19 protein-coding genes, 1 tRNA gene and 2 pseudogenes are annotated in these 20,299 nt (G+C 63.3%); 12 read left to right on the plus strand and 10 right to left on the minus strand.

The window, feature by feature from the left end; translation table 11 throughout:
• Positions 1 to 13: 13 nt before the first annotated feature.
• A complete protein-coding gene (locus tag BLP76_RS00785) occupies positions 14 to 466 on the minus strand; it encodes a DUF2948 family protein (protein WP_092808997.1) in 453 nt (150 codons plus the stop codon).
• A gap of 172 nt (positions 467 to 638) precedes the next feature.
• Complete coding sequence (gene murA, locus BLP76_RS00790) at positions 639 to 1,928, minus strand: UDP-N-acetylglucosamine 1-carboxyvinyltransferase (RefSeq protein ID WP_092808998.1); 1,290 nt, start codon at positions 1,926 to 1,928, stop codon at positions 639 to 641.
• Between the two features lie 696 nt (positions 1,929 to 2,624).
• Here murA and BLP76_RS00800 point away from each other — a divergent pair.
• Positions 2,625 to 2,699 (plus strand) — tRNA-Thr (locus BLP76_RS00800).
• Between the two features lie 93 nt (positions 2,700 to 2,792).
• Positions 2,793 to 4,340, plus strand: a complete 1,548-nt coding sequence (locus tag BLP76_RS00805; protein WP_342028053.1) for a DUF6538 domain-containing protein — start codon at positions 2,793 to 2,795, stop codon at positions 4,338 to 4,340.
• Positions 4,341 to 4,629: 289 nt separating this feature from the next.
• Here the strand turns inward: BLP76_RS00805 and BLP76_RS00810 are convergent, their stop codons facing one another.
• Together BLP76_RS00810 and BLP76_RS00815 are read right to left on the minus strand one after the other, a co-directional pair.
• On the minus strand, positions 4,630 to 5,139 hold the full coding sequence (locus BLP76_RS00810; RefSeq protein ID WP_092809001.1) for a hypothetical protein: 510 nt from the start codon (positions 5,137 to 5,139) through the stop codon (positions 4,630 to 4,632).
• A gap of 248 nt (positions 5,140 to 5,387) precedes the next feature.
• Complete coding sequence (locus BLP76_RS00815) at positions 5,388 to 5,837, minus strand: hypothetical protein (protein ID WP_092809002.1); 450 nt, start codon at positions 5,835 to 5,837, stop codon at positions 5,388 to 5,390.
• Positions 5,838 to 5,975: 138 nt separating this feature from the next.
• Here BLP76_RS00815 and BLP76_RS00820 point away from each other — a divergent pair.
• Positions 5,976 to 6,428: pseudogene (locus BLP76_RS00820) on the plus strand (helix-turn-helix domain-containing protein); the annotation flags it as partial.
• Here the strand turns inward: BLP76_RS00820 and BLP76_RS00825 are convergent.
• Positions 6,354 to 6,662 carry a BRO-N domain-containing protein gene (locus BLP76_RS00825; protein WP_092809997.1) on the minus strand — a complete coding sequence of 103 codons (309 nt, stop codon included), beginning with the start codon at positions 6,660 to 6,662 and terminating at the stop codon, positions 6,354 to 6,356. The pseudogene BLP76_RS00820 and the gene BLP76_RS00825 overlap by 75 nt on opposite strands.
• Before the next feature lie 607 nt (positions 6,663 to 7,269).
• On the opposite strand from BLP76_RS00825, the pseudogene BLP76_RS19215 reads away from it, so the two are divergent.
• Positions 7,270 to 7,413 (plus strand): annotated as a pseudogene (locus tag BLP76_RS19215) (transposase); the annotation flags it as partial.
• Positions 7,414 to 7,429: 16 nt separating this feature from the next.
• Here the strand turns inward: BLP76_RS19215 and BLP76_RS19135 are convergent.
• Both BLP76_RS19135 and BLP76_RS19140 read right to left on the minus strand, forming a co-directional pair.
• Positions 7,430 to 7,861, minus strand: a complete 432-nt coding sequence (locus tag BLP76_RS19135) for an IS5 family transposase (RefSeq protein WP_274605672.1) — start codon at positions 7,859 to 7,861, stop codon at positions 7,430 to 7,432.
• Positions 7,842 to 8,081: a transposase gene (locus BLP76_RS19140; RefSeq protein WP_274605671.1), complete on the minus strand. Its 240-nt coding sequence runs from the start codon at positions 8,079 to 8,081 to the stop codon at positions 7,842 to 7,844. Before BLP76_RS19140 ends, BLP76_RS19135 begins: the two co-directional genes overlap by 20 nt.
• A gap of 118 nt (positions 8,082 to 8,199) precedes the next feature.
• On the opposite strand from BLP76_RS19140, the gene BLP76_RS00840 reads away from it, so the two are divergent.
• Positions 8,200 to 8,541: a hypothetical protein gene (locus BLP76_RS00840; RefSeq protein ID WP_170130371.1), complete on the plus strand. Its 342-nt coding sequence runs from the start codon at positions 8,200 to 8,202 to the stop codon at positions 8,539 to 8,541.
• Between the two features lie 249 nt (positions 8,542 to 8,790).
• On the opposite strand, the gene BLP76_RS00845 is transcribed toward BLP76_RS00840, so the two are convergent.
• From BLP76_RS00845 to puuE, 3 genes are all read right to left on the minus strand, one after another.
• A complete protein-coding gene (locus BLP76_RS00845; protein WP_092809005.1) occupies positions 8,791 to 9,084 on the minus strand; it encodes a 4a-hydroxytetrahydrobiopterin dehydratase in 294 nt (97 codons plus the stop codon).
• Positions 9,085 to 9,123: 39 nt separating this feature from the next.
• A complete protein-coding gene (locus BLP76_RS00850) occupies positions 9,124 to 9,540 on the minus strand; it encodes a dihydroneopterin aldolase (RefSeq protein WP_170130370.1) in 417 nt (138 codons plus the stop codon).
• 203 nt (positions 9,541 to 9,743) lie between these two features.
• The gene (puuE, locus tag BLP76_RS00855) at positions 9,744 to 11,180 is read right to left on the minus strand and encodes an allantoinase PuuE (RefSeq protein WP_092809007.1); all 1,437 of its coding nucleotides are present in this window, start codon (positions 11,178 to 11,180) and stop codon (positions 9,744 to 9,746) included.
• Between the two features lie 305 nt (positions 11,181 to 11,485).
• Between puuE and uraH the strand changes: the two genes are divergently transcribed.
• The 7 genes from uraH to BLP76_RS00890 are packed head-to-tail and all read left to right on the plus strand — an operon-like array spanning position 11,486 to position 20,249.
• The gene (gene uraH / locus BLP76_RS00860; RefSeq protein WP_092809008.1) at positions 11,486 to 11,836 is read left to right on the plus strand and encodes a hydroxyisourate hydrolase; all 351 of its coding nucleotides are present in this window, start codon (positions 11,486 to 11,488) and stop codon (positions 11,834 to 11,836) included.
• Positions 11,836 to 13,314: a xanthine dehydrogenase small subunit gene (xdhA, locus tag BLP76_RS00865; protein ID WP_092809009.1), complete on the plus strand. Its 1,479-nt coding sequence runs from the start codon at positions 11,836 to 11,838 to the stop codon at positions 13,312 to 13,314. The genes uraH and xdhA overlap by 1 nt, the downstream gene beginning before the upstream one ends.
• A complete protein-coding gene (xdhB, locus tag BLP76_RS00870) occupies positions 13,314 to 15,719 on the plus strand; it encodes a xanthine dehydrogenase molybdopterin binding subunit (protein ID WP_092809010.1) in 2,406 nt (801 codons plus the stop codon). Before xdhA ends, xdhB begins: the two co-directional genes overlap by 1 nt.
• The gene (xdhC, locus tag BLP76_RS00875; protein WP_244514342.1) at positions 15,716 to 16,609 is read left to right on the plus strand and encodes a xanthine dehydrogenase accessory protein XdhC; all 894 of its coding nucleotides are present in this window, start codon (positions 15,716 to 15,718) and stop codon (positions 16,607 to 16,609) included. The genes xdhB and xdhC overlap by 4 nt, the downstream gene beginning before the upstream one ends.
• Positions 16,572 to 18,164, plus strand: a complete 1,593-nt coding sequence (locus BLP76_RS00880) for an ABC transporter ATP-binding protein (protein WP_092809011.1) — start codon at positions 16,572 to 16,574, stop codon at positions 18,162 to 18,164. Before xdhC ends, BLP76_RS00880 begins: the two co-directional genes overlap by 38 nt.
• The gene (locus BLP76_RS00885; RefSeq protein ID WP_092810001.1) at positions 18,154 to 19,326 is read left to right on the plus strand and encodes an ABC transporter permease; all 1,173 of its coding nucleotides are present in this window, start codon (positions 18,154 to 18,156) and stop codon (positions 19,324 to 19,326) included. Before BLP76_RS00880 ends, BLP76_RS00885 begins: the two co-directional genes overlap by 11 nt.
• A gap of 26 nt (positions 19,327 to 19,352) precedes the next feature.
• A complete protein-coding gene (locus BLP76_RS00890; RefSeq protein ID WP_092810003.1) occupies positions 19,353 to 20,249 on the plus strand; it encodes an ABC transporter permease in 897 nt (298 codons plus the stop codon).
• The last annotated feature ends 50 nt before the right edge of the window (positions 20,250 to 20,299 follow it).

The following is a 20,299-nucleotide window of genomic DNA, read 5'->3' on the forward strand; positions in this document are numbered from 1 at the left end:
GAGCCCGCAATCTTTAAGATGTCATATGGCGCGGCTGGCGCGGCGTCGACCAGGCGGGGCCGAGATCTGCAAGCCGCGCTTCGCAGCATTCGACCTTGAGCTTGATGGCCGCATCGCCCGCGAAGACGAGGGTCACCTCGCCGGCCGGAGCCGCGGTCGGAGCGAATTGCACGGCAAGCAGCGAAAGAACGCGCTCGCCTTCGTTGCGGTCGATGCCGAAGCTCTTCGCTTCCTCGACGCGTTCGAAATGCAGCACGGCGCGCCGCCGCTCGAAAAGCCGCGACAAGGCCCGCCGCTCTGGCGCCGCCTCCCAGGCGAAACGGTTCATCGGGAGGATGATGCGCTTTTCATGCGGCAGCCATTTGATGTCGCCGACCTTCACCACCGCATCCTGCACATGCGCGGAGATGATCTGCAGATCTTCCTCGTCCATTGCCATGAGACGCAGACGACCGCTCGAAGCCATGAACCCCTTCCCGATCTGACCTTATTGGCCGCTTCAGTTGTGACCGCGCCGATCCTTGATAGCCGCAGGCGCGCGCCTGCCGTTCCGTCACAGGGATGCCGGCCCAAATCTCCCTCTTAGGCTCTAGGGCCTCACCGCGATGAGGGCAAGGCGCGAACCGGCTCAGGATGCCTCAGGCGCGCACGCGCTCGATCTCGGCGCCGCAGGCGGAGAGCTTCTCTTCGAGACGCTCAAAGCCGCGGTCGAGATGATAGACGCGGTTGACCGTCGTCTCGCCTTCCGCCGCAAGGCCGCCGATGACGAGCGACACGGAGGCACGAAGATCGGTTGCCATGACCTGGGCGCCGGTGAGCTTTTCCACGCCGCGGATGGTTGCCGTCTGGCCGTCGAGGCGGATATCGGCGCCGAGCCGCGACAATTCCTGCACATGCATGAAGCGGTTTTCGAAGATCGTCTCGGTGATGTGGGAGGTGCCTTCCGCCCGCGCCATCAAGGCCATCAGCTGCGCCTGCAGATCGGTCGGGAAGCCCGGGAAGGGCTGGGTGGTGACTTCGACGGCCTTGAGCGGCCCGCCGTTGCGCGCCACGCGCACGCCTTCGTTGGTCTCCGCGATGTCGATGCCGGCCTCGACGAGCGTGTCGAGGGCGGCGCGCAGGAGATCGGGCCGTGCGCCGGTCAACGTCACCTCGCCGCCGGTTGCCGCCACCGCCATCGCGTAGGTGCCGGTCTCGATACGGTCGGGAAGCACGGAATGCTCCGCCGCGGAGAGCGACGGCACGCCCTCGATGTGGATTTCGCGGCTGCCGGCGCCTTCGATCTGGGCGCCCATCTTCATGAGGCATTCGGCGACATCGACGACTTCCGGCTCGCGTGCGGCGTTTTCGATGACGGTTTCGCCCTTGGCGAGGGCTGCCGCCATCATCACCGTATGCGTTGCGCCGACCGAGACGCGCGGAAAGATCACGCGCCCGCCGACGAGGCCCTTCGGCGCGCGCGCCTCCACATAGCCGCCTTCGACGGACAGCTCCGCGCCGAGCGCCTGAAGCCCATGCAGATAGAAATCGACCGGGCGCGTGCCGATGGCGCAGCCGCCGGGCAGCGACACGCGCGCTTCGCCCATGCGGGCCAGGAGCGGGCCGATCACCCAGAACGAGGCGCGCATGCGCGACACGAGTTCATAAGGCGCCGTCGTGTCGACGATCTCGCGGGCGGAAAGCTCCACCGTCTCACCGGCCACGACCTCTTGCGCGGAGCGTTTGCCGCGCACCGTGTGATCGACGCCGTGATTGCCGAGAATGCGCTTCAGCAGGGACACGTCGGCAAGATTCGGCACGTTCTTGAGCGTCAGCGTCTCCCGGGAGAGGAGGCTCGCGATCATCAAGGGCAGGGTGGCGTTCTTGGCGCCTGAAATCGGGATCGTCCCGTTCAGGCGATTGCCGCCACGAATGCGAATACAATCCATCAATGCTCCTCTTGCGGCATCTCGCCCGGGTTCGTCCCGTGTCGCCGCTTACGTCTTGTCGGAAACCGCGTCCGCAGATCGATCCGCCGCAGACCCGTCGCTTGCCGCGCGGGCCTTCTCCTTGCGTCGTTTCAGATTCGCCCTCAGCGCCTCGGCGAGCCTTTGCTCGCGCGCCTTGCGCGCCGCGTCTCGCGCTTCGTTCTTGTCCGGTTTTGCGCCCCGCATCGATCCTTCATAGCCGAGCTGCCGCAAGCAAGGAAGTCCAGTTGCAATCGGGCGAAAACGAGGCTCGGGCAGGGGAAACGGCAGGCCGCGCCCTTGCGTGTTCTGAGGGCAACACAGTCCGCAATGATGTCAGCAACAGGAGGACGCCGCGGGCAGCGGCAAAAAGGCGCCGCGCCGAGAGAACGGAACGGGAGATGGGAAGGGAGACGAAAAGCGTCGCCGAACCTGTGGAGAAAAAGCATCGAAACGGCTTGCAGACAGCGGCGCAGGCCGGGCCAGAGGAGGCCGGCGCCGGCCAAAATCGCGCGGGGGAGGGGCGCTGGCCTGTGTCGAGCTTGCCTCAGGCGTGAGATTGCGCGCCTTCGCAGTTGCATGGCGCGGGCGCTTGTGGCATGGACCGGGCGCCTGAGGAACGGTTGCGCCGGTCCGGGACGCCCTGCGGGCGCCTTTTGGACGGCACGATCACGGAAAGCCGCAGTAGCTCAGTGGTAGAGCGCACCCTTGGTAAGGGTGAGGTCGGGAGTTCAATCCTCCCCTGCGGCACCATTGCCAACCCATTGGGTATCCTCAACTATCTGGTTTTGCTAGGCCTTGGGGAGCTGCTCTTGGTACACAGGAGCGGTACACATGGTTCTGCGAATGGCTTCCCCGAGACGAAATCCTACGACCGGCATCTACGAGCTGCGCAAGCGCGTTCCGGCTGATCTGCGCGAAAAAGCGCGTGGCCGAATGATCACACTTCCCGTCGCTGGAGAACCTCGTCGGGTCCGAGCTGGCGCGGAGGTGAAGGTTTCGCTGTCCACGCGGGAAGCGACGGAGGCGAAGAAGCGGTTCAGAGAGGCCGAGGTGGCTCTGGAGGGTTTCTGGGAGGCGCTCCGCAACGGTCCTCAGAAGCTCAGCCATAAGCAGGCTCTGGCATTGGCCGGTGAGGTTCGCGCCGAGTGGATCGCTGCGTTTGACGAGGAGCCCGCGACGGAAGCAATCTGGCAGAACGTCATTCGTGCAAATGCTCTTGCTCAGGAGGGTCGCCGGACGCCTTTGTCCATTCCTACCGAGCATGAACGCGACCTCGCTATCGAGAAGCGATTCGGGAAGATCACAGACATATGGCTGTCGCTTCGCGGCTTGGAAATCGACTCGGTCTCGCGGTGGCGTGTGCTTGAGCATGTCGCGAGGTCAATGGATGATGTGGCGCGGGTGAACCGTCAGAAGGCGACCGGTGATTACTCTGATACCGGCGAGACCAATCGCTATCCGGAATTCGAGGCGCCTAAACCTGCGGCTGTTCCGCCTTCGGGCGTTATGTTCGCCGAGATCATCAAGAAAGAGGCGGAAATTCGAAGCCGCGGCAAAGACAGCGAGCCTCTGCCGAAGAACACGATCGATAAGTTCACCCGGCATACACGGGAATTCGCCAAGTTTATCGGCAGCGAGAGGGCCTCTGACACCACCCGTCAGAAAGCTGCAGCCTGGCTCGACCACATGCGGGAGGAAGCCGACAAGGGCAAGAAGCTCAGCAACAAGACCATGGGCGATAAGCTGGCGAGCCTCAAGGCGGTCCTAGGCTGGGGTCGACAGCATGACTTCGGGTTCTTCCCGGAGGGCAATCCCGTCAGCGGTATTCGTCCACCCACGGCGAGGAGCATTCCGCAGGGGTCGCGAACGTTCACGCTCGTTGAGGCGAGAGCGATCTTGCAGGCATGCCGGGCCGAAACTGAACCGGAGCGCCGCTGGCTGCCTTGGCTCATGGCTTACTCGGGAGCACGGATCAACGAGGTGGCCGGGCTCACGCGAGACGATTTCTTCGAGAGGGACGGCGACTCGTTCTACCATATCCGCTCGAACGCTGTGCGCCGCATCAAGACGAGGACCAGCGAGCGGCGTGTGCCCCTTCATCCTGCAATCGTCGAGGAAGGCTTCCTCGCCTTTCTCAAGGAGCAGAAAAAGGGCGTGCGGTTGTTCGACAACCGCGCGGATGAGGCGCTGCGCAAATGGGTTGGCAGGGAGCTTCTCACCCGAGATGTGCCGCCCAATCATGGCTGGCGGCATCTCTTCGAAGATCTGTGCACCAATGCCGGCAGGCGGTCGTATGCAGAGGCGTCAGCTATGGCGAAAGTACTGCCGCGGTCATCGAGAGGGACGCGAACGATCTCGTCCCCATGCTCATCGGTGAGCCGCTGGGGCTGACGAAGGCGAACCCTCGGGTTCTTCCTGGTCGTGGCTGCGTCAGGAGCAGCCGGCTTGTGTTGCATCGATTCTCCTAGGTCGTTGATACGAAAAAGCCCCCGGAAGGCTGGCTTCCGAGGGCTGCTGTTAGGGCTGACGGTGAGCTGTAGGACTACACCGCTGTAAACAGATGTTCCGAGACGCAAGGCTCGACACATCCGAAACGGGTGCGAAATTTCCTAAATGAGCGGGTAATCCTCACAGGGAGCTGACGGACGCCCGTTCGAATGACCGCGGCGTCGTGCGGCTCTCACCGCAAGCGTACGGGCGCGGCATCCCGCCCCCAAAGTCGCTTAATGGCGGCCTTGAAGTCTTCTTCTGGCACCAAGCGAGCAAACTCTGTCATCTTGCTGTCGGCCATTAGGGCCCACTTGATGACCTCATCTGAGCTGAGCCGGTTTCCCGCCGTCAAAGCTTGAATCGCCGAGATTGCTGTCTCAATTGCGTCGGTGAGGACGCCGATGGCCTCTTCCGTTCCGGGCGTTCTACGCAAATCATCATTGATCTGTGGCTCGGGATTTCGCCTCTTCGATCGCTTTGTCTGTGCGGTCGAGCTGCTCACTGAGCTTTCCGCCCAAGTCAGCGGCTCAGCCACCATATTCGACGTATAGTTCCAGCCGTATGCGATCGCGCGGATCGCGCAGGAGAAGCCGCCGATCCCATCCGCCATGGTGTCGATGGCATCGGCCCTCGACTGAGCGGGAACAGTAGCGCGTCCTTTGACTGTCGAGTAAGACGCTGTCGATTTCTTCTGTGCCATAGGTCACCCCTTCGGTTCAGTTCATAACGTCACCTAGAAGCCCGCAGAGACCAAATGAAAAGAAGAATAATCGGCCGGTTATCACCCGCGAGTTGCATAGTCTCTAGATGGGGATGACTTCGTCACCACGGAGTGACATTGTGCTGTTGGGAATTAACGCTTCGGACGGATTCACGTCAATTTTTATCCCTTTGTGGGGACTGTCTCGACAGATTGTCGCATCCGCGCTGGAGTGATCTCTATTTCGATCAGATGCCGGCCAACATCTTGTTTAGGCCCCACAGGGCTTTCATGGAGGAGCGATGCTCGCTGAGGAAGATGAAATGCCCTGCATCAGTGCTGCGGTACAGCCGATATCGGTATTTGCGAGACCCAAAGAGAGAACGTCCGGCCTGGAATTTAACAAGGCGGCACTCGAAGAGGTTGCCCTCGATATCCGCGGCTAAGAACGGTATCCAGCCAGCTTCTATCGCGGATGCGAGCGGGGATCCTTCTGACCCGTATTCTACGTCTAGACGCCAAGCTGCTGTCGTTACGCCAATTCGATAGCCGTCGCCCAGCCACTGCTTCACGGCGCCTTTGATGCCTGCAATCTCGATCGTGTCTATTGGCGCAGTCGCAGCGTGAGAAATTATCTCCTCGAATGAATTGGCTTGCGTCCGCAATTTTTGTTCGGTGTCCGTGAGACCCCCGTCCATTCTCTGCCGCCTCCTTGCTCATGTGTTCAGCGCAGCAGAATCCCCAATCTGGAAGACAGGTTCAATTGGTTGGAAGGTGCGCAGTGTGCCTCATGCGGGTGATATTTCGCCGCGTGTCTCCTAGGGCGTAGTCCAATGGACATCCTTGTCGTCCGCTGGGTGGACCCGTTAGGCCGCAGCTACCAGGACATGAACCGATACGACGCGGGACTTCATGCACCGCAGCGTCGTCATCCGAACTATCATCAACAACATGACCTTCGACGGTGCGACAACAGACCCCATGCAGGAGGCGATTAGAGACTCACTGGTGGCCTTTATGGCTGCGATGGCACACAAGCCCAGGCAGAAGCCTCAAAAGAGGCTCAGCGGGCAGGTATTGCCCATGCAAGGGCTACCAAGAAAGACAGTGCCTACAGGGGCCGCAAGCCGAGCTTCACGGCCGACCAGATGCGTACCGTACAAGCCCTTCTCGGCAAGCAGCTGGGTGTCTCCGAGATTGCAAGGGCCACCGGCCTATCGAGGCAGACGATCTATCGCATCAAGGGTGATCCTGCTGGGACAGCGCGGGTATTGGAGGCGTGGAAACCGGCCGAAGCGGCGAGGAGGCAAGGAGAGAGCCCGCAGCATCTGGCTTTGCTCCTCCCTGCGCACGTAAGCAGCCTCCTTCCGGATCGCTGGCAGCACCACGCGGGTCATCCAATCCTGAAACTCACGAGCCTCTGGTTTGTCGGAGCGCATGATGAGCTTGTAGGGACCGTTTTCCGAGATGAGCGTCAAGAAAGGCTGCCTGCACCTGAACAGGCCGGCGAGACTAGCGATCATCCGGTGATGGGTAGTGCGGGAGACTACGCCCCATCTGATGGGTGGTGGACCGGAAGACACGCTAACGTCCGTCCGTAGGCAAGCCACAAAGTCTTAGTCGTATCCACGCGGCCGGCCGGCGAGACGCCTATCCCACGCCCGTCGCAAACCTACCGCGCAACGAACCACGGGGCGCCATCAAGCTCCACGACGCGGATCTCTGCGGCGTTTGTTGAAGGTGGATGCGTCGATGTTTTTGATACTGCCTCGCGGTGGCATCAACGGCCCCATGAGATCCAGTATCCTCTGTGACCCGCCGGCTTTCCTGGAGTTCGGCGATATGTGTGCCAAAAGCTGTGCCCGGGAAGCGTCGGTAGGGGCGCCTTAGGGCTTTCTTCCTTCGTGTTTTTGGGTCTCGTCATCATCGTCTGAACACCCTCGGGGGGAGGGGGGCTTCGCGTCACCCCCCCCGTCGATTGGGCGCCTCAGATTTTTGGGCCAAAATATTCCGACCCATCTGGGGACACGAACGAAACGCAGTGTATGCGAGTTTGCAGGCGAGAGGCCCCAGGGTGCACTTCGGCGTTGCAGTTATTGGCGAGGTGAGCAGCCATGGAGCGACGACACCACCCTCTATAAGCAGCGGCACAAAATCGAGAACATGTTCGGCCGATTGAAAGACTGGCGCCGCGTTGCCACTCGCTACGACCGATGCGCTCACACCTTCTTCTCCGCCATCTGCATCGCAGCCGCCGTCACCTTCTGGCTCTAATCAATGAGTCCTGAGCCTAGCGGGTGGCGACGCGGCGGTAGTGCCTCGACTTGGAGAAGAAGCTCTCGATGAGGTTGCGCTCACGGTAGAGCCGCGTGCTGAAGCAGGCCTTCCGGCGCCGGTTGCTCTTGGACGGGATGTTCTGCGTGGCGCCTTGGTTCTGGATAAGCTCTCGGATGCGATCGGCGTCATAGGTCTTGTCAGCCAACACGATCGTGCGCGGACCGAGATGGTTGAGCAGTGCATCTGCGGCCTGTCCGTCATGGGCTTGTCCTGCGGTCAGGCCAAGCCGGATCGGGAAGCCTTGCGCATCGACGACCGCGTGGATTTTGGTCGTGAGCCCGCCTCGGGAACGACCGAGACAATGATCTCGATCCCCCTTTTTGCCTTTGCGGCCTGTTGGTGGGCGCGAACGGACGTGCTGTCGATCATCTGATATCGCCGTCATGGGCGGCGGTGATAGCGTCCATCATTCGGTCCCACACGCCCACCTTCCGCCATCGCACGAAGCGTTTGTAATAGGTAGTGCGCGGGCCGTAGCGTTCCGGTAGGTCGCGCCACAGTGCACCAGACCGCAAAATCCAGAAGATGCCGTTAAGCACACGCCGGTCATCGACACGCGGCACGCCTCGGGTTTGTTGGGCAGAAGCGGCTTGATCACCCGCCATTCGAAGTCGGTCAGATCATATCGGCTCATGTGGAGTGTGCATCACACGCGAGCGGAATATGAAAGGCTGAATGCCACCGCTCGCGCTTACGGACCTCCTTCAACGTTGATATGCTTAAGTGATGCAAACCAGCCGCCTCCTGTCCGCCGAAGAATTTGAGGCTTGCTTTGCGCAGCCCATGCGCAACGTGACGGAGAATGCTGAGCCAGTTCTAGACATCTGGCCCTATGTCGATAGCCTTGATCTTAACGCACTGGGCTTACCCAGCCTTAATGACGTGCATTACGTCTACAGAGATGCTCACGAACGCTTCGATCAAGTTCTGATCAGCACCGGACGTTTCAACACTCTATTGATCATCGTTGTGGATCGACATCTTAGAACTGTGCTGGGCCATCATTTGCTTGATTTGAACGAGGCATATGGAAGACACGGCGACCATCTCAAGCCAGTGCCTTAGCCGATACCGCTGTTCGAATTTATGAGTTCAAGGCCTGGCTTGACCTCGGCCACAGCCTTGGTACACAGGCAAAGACGGCGGCTCCAAAAATGCCTGATAAATCAGGTGGTTGAAGATGTTGGGGTGGAGTTCAATCCTCCCCTGCGGCACCATTTTTCGGGTTTCCGAAAAGAGATGACGGTTTGGCCTCGTGCCAGCGGCCGATGGGCCGCCGACACGCGTCCGCCAAGATGTCGGCGTCGAGGCAGACTACCCCATCAGTCCCTCAATCTTCTCTGCGAGCGCGAAATCTTTCTCCGTCAGGGAATCGACGTCGTGGGTGCGCAGGGCCACGTCGAGTTTGCCGTATTTGACGGTGAGATCCGGGTGGTGGTCGGCGGCTTCGGCGAAATGGCCGATGGCGTTGGCGGCCAGCAGGCTTTTGGCGAAGTTCTTGGTTTTGTAGCTGCGGCAAAGATAGCCGTCTTCGACGTGCCATTGCGGCAGTCGGGTTTTGGCTTCCGCGGTGGCGTCGTGATCTGAGAAGTGGCGGGTTTCGGCCATAAAAGGCTCCCTCGGCTGGCCGCGGGTGCCCTCAGCGTCCTATGCGCCAGGCGTCCCCTTGCGGCGGATGATCGTGGTGCCGGCGCGCGCCTTTTCCAGTTCGAGCTTTTCCACCCGAAGCGCGACGATCTCGGCAAGCGGCTCTTCAAGGATCCGGGCGGCGATTTTCTCCGCCAGGGTCTCTACCAGGTCGAAATGCCCTTCGGCGACGATGGTTTCGATCGCATCCGTCAGGGCATCATAAGAGAGAACGTCTTCGAGCTTCACCGGTTCACCGGCAGGAGGTGCCGCACGCGGGCTTGTCGCGACCGTCATGTCGAAGCGCACCTTCTGGGGCCCGTGCCTCTCGCGCTGATAGGCGCCGATGCGCACCGGCAAAACGAATTCCGACACGAAGACGAGGTCGGCTCCTTCGTGCGCGGTAAGCCGCAACATGTCTTCTGCCTTGGCCCACATCGTCATCGGTCCTTAGGAGATTGCAGAGGAGATTACTGGGGAGATCGTGGCGATGGCGGGGGCGCCCGCCAGGCAGAGATGTAACGGCCGGATTCTTGAAAGGCTCCACGAAACGCGCCGCCTGATGGCGCTGTGGACAAAGGTGGATGAGACGGTCGCGCCCGGGCCCTCGCGCTTGTTTGCAACCGGGCCCTCGCCCGTGCTCACGCCTGCCGCTCCGGCAGCATGTCCTGAAGGCGCAGGAGAGCGATCTTTTCGACTTCCCCGCAGGCGGTCGCAAACTCCGTCTCCCGGTCATGGGCGAGACGGCTTTCGAAGGCGGTGCGGATCTCGTCCTTGTTGCGCCCCTTGACGGCCATGATGAAGGGGAAGCCGAATTTTTCCCGGTAGCGCCGGTTGAGGTCGCGGAAATATTCGCGTTCTCCCGCATCGAGCTGGTCGAGCCCGGCGGAGGCCTGTTCGGCGGTCGAGGCATCGGTGAGGGCATGCGCCTCGGCGAGTTTGCCGGCGAGATCGGGATGGGCTTCGAGCACCGAGAGGCGTTTTTCTTCGCTTGCTGCGCGGAAGGTGGCCGCCATCGCGCCGAAGAGGCCGCGTGCCGTGTCATGCGCCGGTCCGAGCTCGCTCTTATAGGTGCGCTTGGCCACCCAGGGCGAGCATTCGAAGACGCTGCCGAAGCGCATCATGAAGGCCTCGCGGCCCATCTGGCTCGGCCGCACGAAACCATGCGGCGGGTGGTGGGCATGCCAGTGGCGGGCGATGTCGATGCGCCGCGCGATCCACACATCCTCAAGGCTCTGGATATAGCCGAGGAAGCGCATGAGCGCGGCGAAGCGGCCGGGCCGTCCGGCAAGCCGGCAATGAAGCCCGATCGACAGCATCTTCGGCTGTCCCGCGAGCCCCTCCGCACGCAAGGTGTCGAAGGCGTCCTTGAGATAGGTGAAGAAATCGGTCCCCGAGCCGAAACCCTGGACGGCGACGAAGCGCATGTCGTTGGCTTCGAGCGTGTAGGGAACGATGAGATGCGGGCCCTTCTCTCCCTCCACCCAATAGGGCAGGTCGTCGGCATAAGAATCGGAGGAATAGACGAAGCCGCCTTCCTCCATCGCGAGGTTTGCCGAATGCTCCGAGGAGCGGCCCGTATACCAGCCGAGCGGGCGTTCGCCGGTCGCCGCTTGATGCAGCGCGATCGCCTTTTCCATATGCGCGCGCTCGTCGGCGGCGGAGAAATCCTTGTAGTCGATCCATTTGTAGCCGTGCGAGGCGATCTCCCAATCGGCCTCCTGCATGGCGGCGACGGCCTCCGGATTGCGGGCGAGGGCGGTCGCGACGCCGAAGACGGTGACGGGCACCTGGCGCTGGCTGAACAACCGCCACAGCCGCCAGAAGCCGGCGCGCGAGCCGTATTCGTAATGCGATTCCATGTTCATGTGGCGCTGGCCGGGCCAGGGCTGCGCCCCGACGATATCGGACAGAAAGGCCTCCGAGGCGTCGTCGCCGTGAAGGAGCGCGTTCTCGCCGCCCTCTTCGTAATTGACGACGAATTGAACGGCGATCGCGGCGTTGTCGGGCCAGTTCGCTTTGGGCGGCGTGCGCCCGTAACCGAGGAGATCGCGTGGGTAACGGTTGGAACTGGTCATGATGTCAAATCCGTAGGCTTCTGCCTGATGTGCCTCGCAGCCGGGGGAAGGCTTGCCGCGCGGCCTTTGCGTTTGCACCCCGGGGCGCTGGCCCGTCAATCCGCTGGCGCGTGCCGGCGCGGTCAGATCGCCGACCGGTCGCGGGGATTTCAGTCCGTTTTTCCCGCCACGCGGTCGCTTGATGACGGTCGCTTGGTTCCGCCTGGCGGCCGCAAAGCCATGGGCTGTCGCGCGAAGGGGTTGTGCAAAGAATGGCTGTGGCGCACCTTTGGGCAGAGGGGCAGACAAGATCGCGCGGAGTGTGCATGAGCCAAGGCCGTTTGACCACGCATGTCCTGGATACGGCCGCCGGCCGTCCCGCATCGGGCCTCAGGATCGAGCTGTTCGATGCGGCGGGCGAAAAGCTCCGCGAGGTGCACACGAACGATGACGGGCGCTGCGGCGCGCCGCTTCTCGAAGGCTCCGATTTCAAGGCGGGGCACTACGAGCTTCTCTTTCATGTGGGCGATTATTTTCGCGGGAGCGGCGTGGATCTGCCCGATCCGGCCTTTTTCGACGTGGTGCCCGTGCGCTTCGGCCTCGCCGATGAAGAGGCGCATTACCATGTGCCGCTTCTCGTCTCGCCCTATGGCTATTCCACCTATCGGGGGAGCTGATGGGCAAGGCGATTTGCTTCCTCCTCGGCGACGAGCCGCGCCGCGTCACGGATCGCCCGCCGACGGAGACGATTCTCGAATATCTGCGGCGCGAGGAACGTCTGCCCGGCACCAAGGAAGGCTGCGCGGAGGGCGATTGCGGCGCCTGCACCGTGGTTCTGGGCGAGCCGGACGAGAACGGCGGCATCACCTATCGCAGCGTCAATTCCTGCATCCAGTTTCTGCCCTCCCTGCACGGCCGCCAGCTTCTCACCGTGGAACATCTGAAGGGTGACGACGGCAGCCTCCATCCCGTGCAGCAGGCGATGGTCGCGCATCACGGCTCGCAATGCGGCTTCTGCACGCCGGGTTTCGTCATGCAGCTTTATGCGGGCTGGCTCACGGGCGAGGCGACGAGCCGCCAGGAGGTGAAGGACTGGATCGCCGGTAATCTCTGCCGCTGTACCGGCTATGGCCCGATCATCGATGCGGGCGTCGCCGCGCTGAAAGATGGCGGGCATGGCCGTGGCGCGGGCCGGCCCGACGTGGCGGAAACGGCGGCGAAGCTCAAGAGCCTCGACAATGGCGCCATGCTGCGCATTTCACATCGCGATGAGACGGGCCGCGAGCAGCGCTGGTTCACGCCGCGCTCGCTGGAAGAGCTCGCCGTCACCTATTCCGGCTATCCCGATGCCGTACTGGTCGCCGGCGCCACCGATGTCGGGCTCTGGGTGACGAAGAAGCGGCGGTTTCTGCAGACGGTGATCGACGTCACTCGCGTCGAAGAGCTCCGGGAGATTTCCGAGACGGAGGATGCGCTCTCGTTCGGCGCGGCCGTCTCGCATCGCCGGGCGTCGGAACGGCTCGGTGCGATCCACGAGGATCTTGGCGAATTGATGCGCCGCTTCGCCTCCGTGCAGATCCGCAACACCGGCACGGTCGGCGGCAACATCGCCAATGGCTCGCCGATCGGCGATCTGCCGCCGGCGTTGATGGCGCTCGGGAGCCGTCTTCATTTGCGCCGGCGTGACGAAGAGCGCGACTTGCCGCTTGAAGATTTCTTCCTCGCCTATGGCCGCCAGGACCGCAGGCGCGGTGAATTCGTGGAAAAGGTGGTGATCGACAAGCTGCCGGAGAATGCACGCTTCGGCTGCTACAAGATCTCCAAACGCTTCGACCAGGATATTTCCGCCGTGATGGGCGCCTTCCGCGTCGACCTCGACGGCGACAGGATCGTGGCGGCAAGGCTCGCTTTCGGCGGCATGGCGGCAACGCCCAAACGCGCGGCGAGGGCCGAGGCGGCTCTCATCGGCGAGATTTTCGGCGAGGCGGCGTTTCAGAAGGCAGCCGCAGCGCTTGCGGAAGATTTCACCCCGCTCGACGATATGCGCGCTTCCGCCGCCTACCGGTTGAAAGTGGCGCAGAATTTGCTGCTCCGGTTTTCCATGGATCGAGATGGTGACGGAGAGCGCGTGCCCAGCGTCCTGGAGCTTGCCTGATGGATGAGAACCTCATCCAGGACCGCGGCGTTGCCGGCACGGCGCGGCAGGCAAGGCCGCATTCCGCGGCACGGCACGAGAGCCGTGAGACGATTGTAGGCGGCGTCGCGCGGCCGGAACCCCATGACAGCGGCGCAAGGCATGTCGCCGGCGAGGCGCGCTACATCGACGACATGGCCGAATTGCCGGGCACGTTGCACATCTATGTGGCGATGAGCGACCGCGCCCATGCCGAGATCAAGGCGATGGATCTTGAGAAGGTCCGTGCCGCCCATGGCGTCGCCTGCGTGCTGACGGCCTCCGACATTCCGGGCGAGAACGATGCAAGCCCGGTCTTCGGCGACGATCCGGTGTTTGCCGACAGAAACGTCGAGTATCACGGCCAGTCGATTTTTGCGGTCGCGGCCGAGACGCTGGCGCTGGCGCGCCAGGCGGCCGACAGAGCAGAGATCGTCTACGAGGATTGCGATGCGGTGATCACGCTGGACGAGGCGCTCAAGGCCGGCTCCGATCTTCTGCCGCCGCACGAAATGCGTCTCGGCGATTGCGAGGGGGCGCTTGCAAAAGCCCCGCACAAAGTTTCAGGCCGGGTGCGTATCGGTGGCCAGGACCATTTTTATCTGGAAGGCCAAATCGCCTATGCGCTGCCGGGTGAAGACGGCGATATCGTTGTGCATTCCTCCACCCAGCATCCGAGCGAAGTGCAGCACAACGTGGCGAAGGTGCTGGGCCTCTCCGACCATGCCGTGACGATCGAGGTCCGGCGCATGGGCGGCGGCTTCGGCGGCAAGGAAAGCCAGCCCGCACTCTTTGCCGCGATTGCAGCCCTTGTCGCGGCGAAGACGGGAAGGCCCGCAAAATGCCGCCTCGACCGCGACGATGACATGGTCATGACCGGCAAAAGGCATGATTTTCTCATCGATTACGAGGTAGGGTTCGACGGCGAGGGGCGCATCGCAGGCGCGGCCTTCGACCAGGCGATGCGCTGCGGCTATTCCGCGGATCTTTCAGGCGCGATTGCCGATCGGGCGATGTTTCACGCCGACAACGCCTATGCGTTGAACGCGGCGCGCATCCGCTCGCGGCGCATGAAGACGCATACGGTGTCGAACACTGCCTTTCGCGGCTTCGGCGGGCCGCAGGGCATGGTGGCGACGGAGCGTATGATCGAGAAGGTCGCCTTCGCGCTCGGCAAGGATCCGCTCGATATCCGCAAGGCGAATTTCTACCCCGCGGCGGGTGGTGCGCTGACGCCCTATCATATGGAGGTGACGGACAGCGTCATCGCCGAGATGGTGGAGGAGCTCGAAAAAAGCTCCGACTACCGCACGCGGCGCGAGGCGGTTCGCGCCTTCAATCAAGCGAGCCCGGTGGTGAAGAAGGGGCTCGCTCTGACGCCGGTGAAATTCGGCATTTCCTTCACGACCCGGCATCTCAATCAGGCTGGCGCCCTCGTCCATGTCTACAAGGACGGCTCCGTCATGCTCAATCACGGCGGCACGGAGATGGGGCAGGGGCTCTTCGTCAAGGTCGCGCAGGTGGTGGCGGAGGAGTTCCAGATCGATCTCGCCAGGGTGAAGATCACTTCAACGCGCACCGACAAGGTGCCGAACACCTCGGCGACCGCGGCCTCCTCCGGCTCCGACATCAACGGCATGGCGGCGCAGGCGGCCGCCCGCACAATCAAGGAGCGGCTGATCGCTTTTGCGGCCGAAGCTTACGGGGTGTCGCGCGAAAAAATCGTCTTTCGGCCGAACCGGGTTCAGATCGGTGACGAGGAGATGAGCTTCGCCGAGCTCGTGGAAGAGGCCTATCTCGCCCGCATCTCGCTCTCGGCGACGGGCTTCTATGCGACGCCCGGCATCACCTATGACCGAGAGACGGCGACGGGCCACCCCTTCCTCTATTTCGCCTATGGCGCCGCCTGTTCGGAGGTCGCGATCGACACGTTGACCGGCGAGAACAAGGTCTTGCGCGTCGATATCCTCCACGAGGTCGGCCGCTCGCTCAATCCGGCCGTCGATATGGGCCAGATCGAAGGCGGCTTTATCCAGGGTATGGGCTGGCTGACGACGGAGGAGCTTTGCTGGAACGGCAAAGGCGAGCTCACCACGCATGCGCCCTCGACCTATAAGATCCCGACGGCGAACGATCGCCCGGACGATATGCGCATCAAGATCTGGGAGAAGGGCGAGAGCCAGGCGGAGACGATCTATCGCTCCAAGGCCGTCGGCGAGCCGCCCTTGATGCTGGCGATTTCCGTCTTCTCCGCGCTCGCGGACGCGGTTTCGGCGGCATCGGATTATAAGGTCTTCCCCGATCTCGACGCGCCGGCGACGCCGGAGCGCATTCTCTTTGCCGTGGAAGACGTGCGCCGGCAGGCGGCGGGAAAGACGGCCGCATGAGCGGGCTCGCCGCCAAGATGCGCGCCGCGCTCGACGAAGGCCGGCCGGCGATCCTCGTCGAAGTCGACGAGGCGAGAGGCTCTACGCCGCGCGAGGCGGGGGCGGCGATGCTGGTGACGGAGACGGATTTCGCCGGCACGATCGGCGGCGGCGTTCTGGAATATGAGGCGCTTGCCGAAGCCCGCCGGATGCTGGCGGGCGAGCGAGGCTCCGAAGAGCGCGACGTTCCGCTCGGCCCCGATCTCGGCCAATGCTGCGGCGGTCGTGTCGGTCTGAGCTTTCGACGTGTCGACCGGCAGCTTGCTGCAGATATCGAGGCGCGTGAGGCGGCCGAACGCGCGGCCTGCCCGAGCGTCTTCGTCTTCGGTGCGGGCCATGTCGGCCGGGCGCTCGCCGCGGCGCTGGCGCTGCTTCCCTTTCGCACGACCATCGTCGATCCGCGCGAGGAGATGCTCAGTGACTTGCCGGAAGACGTGGAGACGGTCTGGACGGCACTTTTGGAGGCCGTCATCGCCGACGCGCCGGCGGGATCGGCTGCGATCATCGCCACGCACAGCCATGCGCTTGATTTCGCCGTCGCCTATGCCGCACTGAAACGGGGCGATTTTGCCTATACCGGGATGATCGGATCGAAAACGAAGCGGGCACAGTTCGAGCGCTGGGCTTGCGGGGAAGGGCTCGCGCGCGCCAATGTGGACCGGCTGATCCTGCCGATCGGAAGCGCAACCTTGAAGGACAAGAGGCCGCCTGTGATTGCCGCGCTCGTCGCGGCGGAGGTGACGGTTTGCTTGTTGGAAAAACGGCCCTCCGTGCAGGCGGATGAGATGGCCACACGGACATGCAGGGAAAGACATGGCGACGGAAGGCAAACCGCCACGGCTCGCGCTTGAAGGTATTACCAAGCGTTTTCCGGGCGTTCTCGCCAATGATGATGTGAGCTTCTCCGTCGCGCCGGGCGAGATCCACGCGCTTCTCGGCGAGAACGGGGCGGGCAAATCGACGCTCGTCAAGATCATCTACGGTGTCCTGCAGGCCGACGAAGGCCGGGTGCTGTGGGACGGCGAGCCGGTTTCGATCGCCAATCCGAAGGCCGCGCGGCGCCTCGGCATCGGCATGGTCTTTCAGCATTTCTCGCTGTTCGAGGCGATGACGGTTCTGGAAAACATCGCGCTCGGCCTCGACCATTCCTTCAGCTGGCGCGAGTTGCAGCAGCGCGTCGGCGACATCCTCAAGACCTACGATCTGCCGCTCGATCCGAACCGCGAGGTGCACACTCTGTCGGTGGGCGAGCGCCAGCGCATCGAGATCGTGCGCTCGCTCCTGCAATCGCCGAAACTTCTGATCATGGACGAGCCGACCTCCGTGTTGACGCCGCAGGAGGTGGACCGGCTTTTCGAGACCTTGCGCCGGCTGGCCGCGGAAGGCTGCTCGATCCTCTATATCTCCCACAAGCTCAACGAGATTCAGGCGCTCTGCGACACCGCCACGATCCTGCGGGGCGGGCAGGTCGTCGCCACCTGCGACCCGCGCGAGGAATCGGCGCGCTCCATGGCCGAGATGATGATCGGCGCCTCGCTGCGCGACGTGAGCCGCAAGCCCGGCACCGACTTCGGCCCGGAAAGGCTGCGCGTCACGCATCTCTCGGCGCCGGGCGAGGGGCCCTTCGGCGTGCCCCTGAAAGACATCAATCTCTCGGTGCGTGCCGGCGAGGTCGTGGGCATCGCGGGCGTCGCCGGCAACGGCCAGAACGAATTGCTGGCGGCTCTCGTCGGCGAAATCGAGGGCGCGGAAAGCGGCAACATCTTCCTCGACGGCGTGCCCTCCATCGCCGCCCATGTCGGCGACAGGCGGCGCGACGGCATGTGCTCTGTGCCGGAAGAGCGCAACGGCCACGGCGCCGTTCCGGCCTGCTCACTCACCGACAATGCCGTGTTGACGGCGCGCCACCGCATGGAACTGGCGAGCCACGGCTTCATCCGCTACGGGGCGGCCGAGAAATACGCCGAACAGGTGATTTCGGCCTTCGACGTGAAGGCGACGGGGCCGCGCGCACCGGCGGCGAGCCTGTCCGGCGGCAATCTGCAGAAATTCATCATGGGCCGCGAGATCCTACAAAAGCCGGACGTCCTCATCGTCTCGCAGCCGACCTGGGGCGTCGATGCGGGCGCGGCGGCCGCGATCCACCAGGCGCTCGTCGACCTTGCCGCCGCCGGTTCGGCAATACTCCTGATCAGTCAGGATCTCGACGAGCTTCTGGCATTGTGCGATCGCATCGCCGTCATCAATGGCGGCGTCTTGTCGGACATGCTTGATGTGGAAGGGATTTCGATCGAAAGAGTGGGCCTGTTGATGGGCGGCATGCACGGCGAAGATGCCGCCGGGAATGGCGGCGACCGCGGCGAGCCGCGCCATGATCCCCTCGAGGAGCAAGTTCATGCGGCTTAGGCTGGAGCCGCGCCGCGAGGCGAGCCGGGCGATGCTCTACGGGACGCCGGTTCTGGCCGTCGCGCTGACCGTTCTTGCGGGCATCCTGATCTTTTCGCTCATGGGGTATGACGGGCTGGCGGCGATCTATCAGATCTTCGTCGCGCCGATCGCCGATCCCTATCGCTGGCAGGACCTCTTCGTGAAGGCCGCGCCGCTCATCACCATCGCGCTCGGACTTGCCATCGGCTTTCGGGCCAATGTCTGGAATATCGGCGCGGAGGGCCAGTATATCGTCGGCGCGCTCGCCGGCACGGGTGTCGCCCTTGCCACCTGGGATATGCAAGGCTACTGGATCCTGCCGGCGATGGTCGCGGCGGGCATTCTGGGCGGTCTTCTCTGGGCCGCGATCCCGGCGTTTCTGAAGACGCGCTTCAACGTCAACGAGATCCTGACCAGCCTGATGCTGACCTATGTGGCGGTGCAGCTTCTCTATTATCTGATGCGCGGTCCCTGGCGCGACCCGGAAGGCTACGGTTTTCCGCAGACGCGCCTGTTCTCCGAATGGCAGACGCTGCCGACCGTCGTGCAGGGCACGCTCGTGCATCTCGGCGTCCCCGTCGCCTTCTTCCTGGCGATCGCCGTCTGGATCGTCCTGTCGCGTACGGTGACGGGCTTTCAGGTGCGGGTCGTGGGCCTTGCGCCGCAGGCGGCGCGCTATGGCGGTTTTTCCGCCCGCGGCACGGTCTGGCTGACGCTTCTTACCTCCGGCGCCTTTGCCGGTCTTGCCGGCATTTTCGAAGCTGCGGGACCGTTCCAGCAGATGACGCCGCAATTTTCCGTCAATTACGGCTTCACGGCGATCATCGTCGCCTTTCTCGGACGCCTGCATCCGCTCGGCATCGTGCTTGCCGGCATGGTCCTCGCCGTGTCCTATGTCGGCGGCGAGAACGCCCAGACGGCGCTCGGCCTTCCCTATGCGGCGACCGGCATGTTTCAGGCGATGATGCTGTTCTTCCTGCTCGCGGTCGACATTCTCGTGCGCTACCGCCTGCGCGTGGTGGTGCCCGCCGATCTCAGCCGGCCCGTGGAGGCGCGCCATCCGCCCGCCCGGCAGGCGGAGACAGGCGCCCATGTGTCATCCACCCCCATCGACAAGCAAAGAGAAAGCCTCAGCGCGTGACGACGGCGATCCTCATTTCGATCATCATGACGCTCGTCGGCGCGGCGACGCCGATTCTTCTGGCGGCGCTCGGCGAGCTCGTCGTGGAAAAGAGCGGCGTGCTCAATCTCGGCCTCGAAGGCATGATGCTGATCGGTGCCGTCACCGCCTTCGGCGTGACCTTTACGACCGGCAGCGCCTCGCTCGGGCTCGTCGCCGCGATGGCAGCGGGAGCTGCAGCCTCGATGATTTTTGCGTTCCTGACGCTGACTTTGACCGCCAATCAGGTGGCGACCGGGCTCGCGCTGACGATTTTCGGCATCGGCCTTTCTTCCCTCATCGGGCAGAATTTCGTCGGCCGCACGGTGAGCGGGCTCGAGCATATCTTTCCCGCCGCGCTCGCCGACGATCCGATCGGGCGCGTCGTCTTCGGCTATTCGCCGCTCGTCTATCTTTCGCTCGTCATGACGGCGTTCGTCGCCTGGTTCCTCACGCGCTCGCGCGCCGGCCTCATCCTGCGGGCGATCGGCGAAAGCGACGAGGCGGCGCATTCGATCGGCTATTCGGTCATCCGCGTGCGCTATCTCGCGGTCGCCTTCGGCGGGGCCATGGCCGGCCTCGGCGGCGCCTATTACTCGCTGGTGATGACGCCGATGTGGGCCGACCGGCTGACGGCGGGGCGCGGATGGATCGCGCTCGCACTCGTCGTCTTCGCCTCCTGGCGGCCGCTCAGGCTTTTGGGCGGCGCCTATCTCTTCGGCGCTGTGATGACGCTCGAGCTTCACGCCAAGGCCGCCGGCATCAATATCGTGCCGCCGGAATTTCTGGCGATGCTGCCCTATCTTGCGACCATCGTGGTCCTGACCTTGATTTCGATCGCGCCGTCCGGCCGCCGCAACGCAGCTCCGGCCTGTCTCGGCAAACCCTTCCGCGCCACCGGTTGAGCGCGGTTTTCTGATCCCGCACCTCGTGAACACCAGGGAGTTTTGTCAAT

The sequence above is a fragment of the Afifella marina DSM 2698 genome, assembly GCF_900102695.1.
In the GTDB taxonomy this organism is placed as follows: domain Bacteria; phylum Pseudomonadota; class Alphaproteobacteria; order Rhizobiales; family Afifellaceae; genus Afifella; species Afifella marina.